Source organism: Streptomyces anatolicus, from assembly GCF_019400875.1.
GTDB classification, from domain to species: Bacteria; Actinomycetota; Actinomycetes; order Streptomycetales; family Streptomycetaceae; genus Streptomyces; species Streptomyces anatolicus.
The window spans coordinates 1-6,627 of sequence record NZ_WMBF01000352.1 but is presented as its reverse complement, the minus strand read 5'-3'; the positions used below and the strand labels follow the sequence as shown (position 1 = coordinate 6,627).

Annotated in this window: 5 protein-coding genes; all 5 read left to right on the top strand. The window is 73.3% G+C overall.

Features of this window, described 5'->3' with window-relative positions; all coding sequences use genetic code 11:
- Window positions 1-1,400: GlnX family signal transduction membrane protein (locus tag GKQ77_RS24510; RefSeq protein WP_258021883.1), on the top strand; the 1,400-nt coding region annotated here is incomplete at its 5' end.
- Window positions 1,401-1,432: 32 nt separating this feature from the next.
- On the top strand, window positions 1,433-2,422 hold the full coding sequence (locus GKQ77_RS24505; protein ID WP_219691100.1) for a glutamate ABC transporter substrate-binding protein: 990 nt from the start codon (window positions 1,433-1,435) through the stop codon (window positions 2,420-2,422).
- 52 nt (window positions 2,423-2,474) lie between these two features.
- Window positions 2,475-3,794 (top strand): coiled-coil domain-containing protein, encoded by a 1,320-nt coding sequence (locus GKQ77_RS24500; RefSeq protein ID WP_219691099.1) that lies wholly within the window; start codon window positions 2,475-2,477, stop codon window positions 3,792-3,794.
- Window positions 3,791-6,337 (top strand): serine/threonine-protein kinase, encoded by a 2,547-nt coding sequence (locus tag GKQ77_RS33985; protein ID WP_219691098.1) that lies wholly within the window; start codon window positions 3,791-3,793, stop codon window positions 6,335-6,337. Before GKQ77_RS24500 ends, GKQ77_RS33985 begins: the two co-directional genes overlap by 4 nt.
- Before the next feature lie 3 nt (window positions 6,338-6,340).
- A partial coding sequence (locus GKQ77_RS24490) for a zinc ribbon domain-containing protein (RefSeq protein ID WP_219691097.1) occupies window positions 6,341-6,627 on the top strand: 287 nt, incomplete at its 3' end.

Here is a 6,627-nt window from a genome sequence, read left to right as displayed (position 1 = left end):
CCCCGCCACAGGCCCCGCCCGCCGTGCGGCAGCCCTCCGGGACGCCCGCCACCGCCCCGCGCCGCACCGCCTGGGCCGAGGGCACCGACCGGCTCCGTGCCGCCGCGACCACCGAGCCGGGCAGGCTGCGGATCATCGGCGCCCTCCTCGCCCTGCTCGTCGTCGCTTTCGGCGGGGTCACCACCTGGCAGATGACGGCCCGCTCGGCCGCCGCGGACGACGTGCTGCACCGCAGCCAGCCGCTGAGCGCCGACGCCGCGGCCATCTACCGCTCGCTCGCGGACGCCAACACCGCGGCGTCCAGCGGCTTCCTGGCGGGCGGCCAGGAGCCCGCGGCCGTCCGCGACCGCTACGAACGCGACATCGCGCGGGCCTCGCAGAAGCTCGCCACGGCCGCTTCGAACGCGGGCTCGGACCCGTCGTCGGCCGCCGCCGTCAGCAAGCTGAACAAGCTGCTGCCCCAGTACACGGGCCTGATCGAGCGCGCCCGTGCGAACAACCGCCAGGGCCTGCCGCTCGGCGGCGCCTATCTGCGCTACGCCAACGACAAGATGCAGACGCGGATGCTCCCGGCCGCCGAGAAGCTCTACAAGGCGGAGAACGAACGCCTCGGCTCCGACTACGGCAACGCCAAGCCCTACCCCTGGGCCGCCATCGCCCTCGGCGTCCTCGCGCTCGCCGCCCTCGCCTGGGCCCAGCGCCGCAACTACCGCCGTACGAACCGGGTGTTCAACCACGGCCTGCTCGCCGCGACCGCCGCCACGACCGTCGTGCTGCTGTGGCTCGTCGCGGGCCACACCTTCGCCCGCGCGGGGCTCAACGAGTCGTACGACGACGGGGTCCGTTCCCTGAACGTGCTCAACGACGCCCGCATCAGCTCCCTGAAGGCCCGGGGCAACGAGAACCTGACGCTGGTCAGCCGGGGCGCGGAGACCACCGAGGTGAGGGGCGAGGCCGAGGACAAGTTCGACGTCTCCTACCGCGCGCTGATGAAGCGGCTCGGCGACGCGGACAGCGGACTGCTCGGCGAGGCGGTCGACCTGGCCGACGACAAGGACGGCGAGCGGCCGGTCGAGCAGGCGGTGGCGAACGTGGGCGTCTGGCAGGAGCGCCACAGAGCGGCCCGCTCCAGCGACGACTCGGGTGACTATCAGGGGGCACTCGACAGGATCCTCGGCGACAAGGACGACAAGAGCGTCAAGCCGACCGTCGAGTGCTTCGACAATGTGGACGCCGCCCTCGACCGGGCCCTGGCGCACGAACAGCGCGAGTTCCAGCGGGCCGCCGAGGACGGCAGGGGCGCCATGAGCGGGTTGCCGGTCGGCGCCGCCGTGCTCGCGGTCCTCGGCGCGGCGGGCGCCGTGCTCGGCATCGGCCGCAGGCTTTCGGAGTACCGGTGATGGGGTCAGAGGTGGAAGGGGGCGCGCAGACGATGCGTACACGACGTGGCACGGCCAGGCTGCGCGGCTGGGGCGGGGTCGGCGCGATGGGGCTCGCCTGCGCGCTCGCGGGCTCGCTCGTCCTGGCGCTGCCCCACAAGGGCGTCGGCGGGGCGAAGGACGACGGCTCCGGCGTCACGGTCGCCGCGCCCTCGCGGGCGGACGCCGACGACTGCAACGACCGGAGTTTGCGCCCCTCGGGCAAGGACGGCCCGGCGATCGACGCCATCAAGAACCGCGAGGTCAAGAAGTTGATCGTCGGCGTCGACCAGAACAGCTACCGCTGGGGCTACCGCGACCCGAACAAGCCGGGCGGCGAGCTGGAGGGCTTCGACATCGACCTCGCGCGGGAGATCGCCGAGGAGATCTTCGGCGACCGCGACGCCATCGTCTTCCGGGCCATACCGACCAACCAGCGCATCCCGGCGATCAAAAGCGGCCAGGTCGACATGGTCGTACGCACCATGACGGTCAACTGCGAGCGGCTGGAGGACGTCGACTTCTCGACCGGGTACTTCGAGACGGGCCAGCAGGTGCTCGCCCCGAAGAAGTCCGACATCACCGGCTACGACTCCTCGCTCAAGGGCAAGAAGGTCTGCTCGGCGGCGGGCTCCATCGCCCTGGAGGAGCTGGAGAAGAAGAGCTTCGGCGCCGACATCTCCACCACCGTGCCCAACCAGCTCGACTGCCTCGTGCGGCTCCAGCTCGGTGAGGTGGACGCCGTGGTGACCGACAGCGCGCTCGCCGCGAGCCAGGCCGCACAGGACCCGACGGTCGAACTGAAGGGCGAGGAGCCGTTCACCACCGAGCACTACGGCGTGGCGATGAAGAAGGGCTCGGACGACCTGGTCCGCCGGGTCAACAAGGTCCTCGACGAGTACCGCGAGGACAAGAAGGACGGCTGGCAGAAGTCGTACGACAAGTGGCTCAAGAGCGGCCTCGGCGAGGTCCCGGGCCCGCCGGACCCGGAGTACCGCGACTGACCGGCCCGGTACCAGTGAAGTGTTGCGGCAACGCAGAGCGGAGAGGTGATCGATGAGCGGCACGGGACCCCCCGGTCCGGTGATGGACCGGGATGAGGTGGACCGTGCGCTGGCGCGGCTCGACGCCGAGCACGAGGCGATCGAGACCTCGCTCCTCGCCCTCCAGGACCACGCGGGACGCCGCCTCCTGGAAGGCGCCGCGCTCACCGGCGTCACCGAGGAGCGCTGGGCGGCCACCGAGCAGCGGATCACCCTGCTCTGGGCCTACTTCGACGCGTACGCCGGTGCCCTGAACGCCGCCCGCGAGCTGCGCGCCCGCAGGCGCTGGCCCAGCCGCGAGGACCTGGTCGAGCTGACGGAGCTGCTGCGCGGCGAGTCGGTGACCGTCGCGGGCGGTTCCGCGGCCGGCGCCGACCCGCCGGGCACCGGCCCCGCCAGGCTCAGCGAGCGCTTCACGCTCCAGGAGCTGGTGAGCCGCATGAACGACCTGTACGCGCGCTCCCTGGACACGGTCGTCGCGGCCGACGCCGTCTGGTCGGCGCTGCCCGCCCGCATCGACCTGCTCGCCGCCGAGCTGGCCCGCACCCGCCACCTCGCGCACTCCGTGGGCGTACGCCCCGGCGAGCACCCCGCGGGCGACGACCTGGAGCGCATCACGCGCGCCCTGACCGCCCTGCGCGAGCAGGTCATCAGCGATCCGCTCGCCTTCTGGCAGCGCGCGGAGGGCAGTTCGGCGCCGGGCGGCGGCCGCGCGCACACCGACCGGTACGACCGCGAGGCGCGCGCCCTGGAGGAGGTGCGCCGCGAGATCGAGGCGGTGCTCACCGTCCGCCAGGACGCGGAGGCCCGCCTCGGCAGGCTCCGTGACGTGCTCTCCCGCGCGGACCGCACCCTCGCGGAGGCCCGCAGCGCCCGCGGCGAGGTCCTGGCGAAGATCGCCGCGTCCGAGGTGCCCGCGGTCAGCGGCCCCTCGACCGCGCTCCAGGAGCAGCTGGCGATGGCGTCGGACTACCGCAGGCACGCCCAATGGCACCGCCTCTCGCCGCTCCTGGAGTCCCTTGAGGAGAAGGCCGAGGACGAACTGCTGCGCGCCCGCGAGTCGTTGACCGCCGTCACGGCTCCGCTGGCGGTCCGCGCGGAGCTGCGCGGCCGCCTGGACGCGTACAAGGCGAAGGTCGCCCGGCTCGGCCACGCCGAGGACCCGCTCCTGATCGAGCGGTACGACGCGGCGCGCCGGATGCTGTGGAGCGCGCCCTGCGACCTGCGCGTGGCCGAGCAGGCGGTGCTGCGCTATCAGCAGGCGGTCACCGAGGTGCTGGCGCCGAGGGTCCCGCAGCAGGGCGGGACCGCCGACCGGAGGGGGGACGCGTGAGCGAACGGCAGTGTCAGCGGCCCGGGTGCACGGGGTCGTACGAGGACGTGGGCGGCGGTGAGCTGTACTGCGACACGTGCGGTCTCGCCCCCGTCGTGGCGCCGAACGGCCTCGTCGGCTCGCCTCCGACGGGGGTCACGGGCGGCGGCAAGGGGTCGCGGGGGTCGGGCAGTTCCAGCGCCCGCTCGTCGTCCCGGTCGTCGCGCTCGTCCCGGTCGTCGCGTTCGTCGCGCTCGCAGTCCTCGCGGAGGTCGGTGTCGGGGCGGCTCTCCCGTTCCCTGTCGGGCGGTTCGACGTCCCGTTCGGTGTCGGTGCGCAGCTCGGGCTCGACGGCCTCGTCGTCGGGGCGCGGGCGGCTCGGCGTCGGCCTCGTCACCGTGCCGGACGTGCCGCGTCCCGATCCGCGCGGGGCGGTCCAGGAGAACCCGGAGGTGCCCGAGCGCAAGCGGTTCTGCTCGCGCTCGGACTGCGGGGCGCCGGTGGGCCGCGCGCGCGGCGACCGCCCGGGCCGCACGGAGGGGTTCTGCACCAAGTGCGGCCACCCGTACTCGTTCGTGCCGAAGCTGAACCCCGGCGACATCGTGCACGGCCAGTACGAGGTGGTGGGCTGCCTGGCCCACGGCGGCCTCGGCTGGGTCTACCTCGCCATCGACCGGGCCGTCTCCGACCGGTGGGTGGTCCTGAAGGGCCTGCTCGACACGGGCGACCAGGACGCGATGGCCGCCGCGATCTCCGAGCGCCGCTTCCTCGCCGAGATCGAACACGCGAACATCGTGCGGATCTACAACTTCGTCGAACACCTGGACCAGCGCACCGGATCCATGGACGGGTACATCGTCATGGAGTACATCGGCGGCAAGTCCCTGAAGGAGATCGCCAACGGCCGCCGCACGGCCGACGGCAGACGCGACCCGCTGCCGGTCGAGCAGGCGTGCGCGTACGGCATCGAGGCCCTTGAGGCACTCGGCCATCTGCACAGCCGCAATCTCCTGTACTGCGACTTCAAGGTCGACAACGCCATCCAGACCGAGGGCCAGCTCAAGGTCATCGACATGGGCGCGGTCCGCAGGATGGACGACGACGAGTCCGCGATCTACGGCACGGTCGGCTACCAGGCCCCCGAAGTCGCCGAGGTGGGCCCCTCGGTCGCCTCCGACCTCTACACCGTCGCGCGCACGCTCGCCGTCCTGACCTTCGACTTCCAGGGCTATACGAACATATTCGTGGACTCCCTGCCCGACCCCGACAACATCGAGGTCTTCCGCCAGTACGAGTCGTTCTACCGGCTGCTCGTGCGCGCCACCGACCCCGACCCGGCCCGCCGCTTCGCCTCCGCGCAGGAGATGGCCGAGCAGCTCACCGGCGTCCTGCGCGAGGTCGTCGCCCTCCAGACGGGCAAGCCTCGGCCCTCCCTCTCCACGCTCTTCGGGCCCGAGGTGAAGGTGACGGACACCGAGCTGTTCGCGGAGCTGACCGATGACGTGTCGCGGCTCGGGGTGCGCCCGCTCGCCCCCAAGGGCCCGGGCGGCCGGCGGGAGTCGCCGCCCGCGCAGCCCGCCGCGATCGTCCGGCCGCTCGACGCCGCCGCGACCGCGCTCGCGCTGCCGGTGCCGCGCGTCGACCCGAACGACCCGAACGCGGGCTTCCTCGCCGGACTCATGGCCTCCGCGCCCGCCGAGCTGATCGCCGCGCTCGGGGCGGCGCCCGCCGACTCCGTCGAACTCCGGCTGCGCGGCCTGCGCGCCCGGCTCGCCATGGGGGAACTGGCCGCCGCGGCCGACACGCTTGCCGACTTGGAGCGCCGCCATCCGGATGACTGGCGGGTCGTCTGGTACCGGGGCGTGGCGGCCCTGGTGACCGGGGACTTCGAGAGCGCCGCGCTCTCCTTCGACGCGGTCTACGACGCGTTCCCCGGCGAGGCGGCGCCGAAGCTGGCGCTCGGGGTGTGCGCGGAGGTCCTGGGCCAGCTGGACAACGCCGCCGAGTACTACCGCCTGGTGTGGACCACCGATCCGAGCTATGTGAGCGCCGCGTTCGGCCTGGCCAGGGTGCGGCTCGCCGCCGACGACAGGGCGGGCGCGGTGCGCACCCTGGAGTCGGTGCCGGAGTCCTCCATCCACTACACCGCGGCCCGGATCGCGGCCGTGCGGGCGCGCCTTCGCCGTCGCCTCGACGCACCGGAGGCGGCGCCGGGGGCCTCGGCCGGGGACGCGTTCCTCGACGATCTGACGGCCTCCGCGGGGCAGCTGGAGGCGCTGGCGGGCTTCGGCCTCGACGCGGTGCGCAGGGAACGCCTGGCGACCGAGGTACTGGGGACGGCGCTCGACTGGGTACTCTCCGGTAGGCACTCTCGCCACGTCTCCGCGCCGCCGGCCACCGCCGGGACGCGGACCGTGCTGCTCGGCAGCGACCTGGACGAGCGCGGTCTCCGGTTCGGTCTGGAGCGTTCGTACCGGACACTGGCCCGGCTCGCACAGGGTGGCGAGGAGAGGATCGAACTGGTGGAGCGGGCCAACCGTTTCCGCCCCCGGACGTGGGTGTGAGTGATGTCGCAGATGCCCCAACTGTCTGCCTGCCCCAGCTGCGAGGAGCCGCTGGAGTCGGGTGACCTGTTCTGTGGTGCGTGCGGGTACGACCTGTCGGCGGTGCCGGCGCGCCCGGCGACCTCGCCCAACGGGTCCGCCGCTCCGGCCCCCAACGGCTCGGCGGCGGCGGCCGGTCGGCCCGCCGAGTGGCCGGTCGCGCCGGAGGTGGACAGCTCCGACACCCCGGCACCCACCCATCTGCCCACCGATCTGCCGGGCACGGATTCCAGGGGGACGGAGTTGGGGGC

Bases quoted from the DNA above. Each gene is read 5' to 3' on its own strand.
- GKQ77_RS24505 (WP_219691100.1), top strand. From the start codon at position 1,433: ATGCGTACACGACGTGGCACGGCCAGGCTGCGCGGCTGGGGCGGGGTC.
- GKQ77_RS24500 (WP_219691099.1), top strand. From the start codon at position 2,475: ATGAGCGGCACGGGACCCCCCGGTCCGGTGATGGACCGGGATGAGGTG.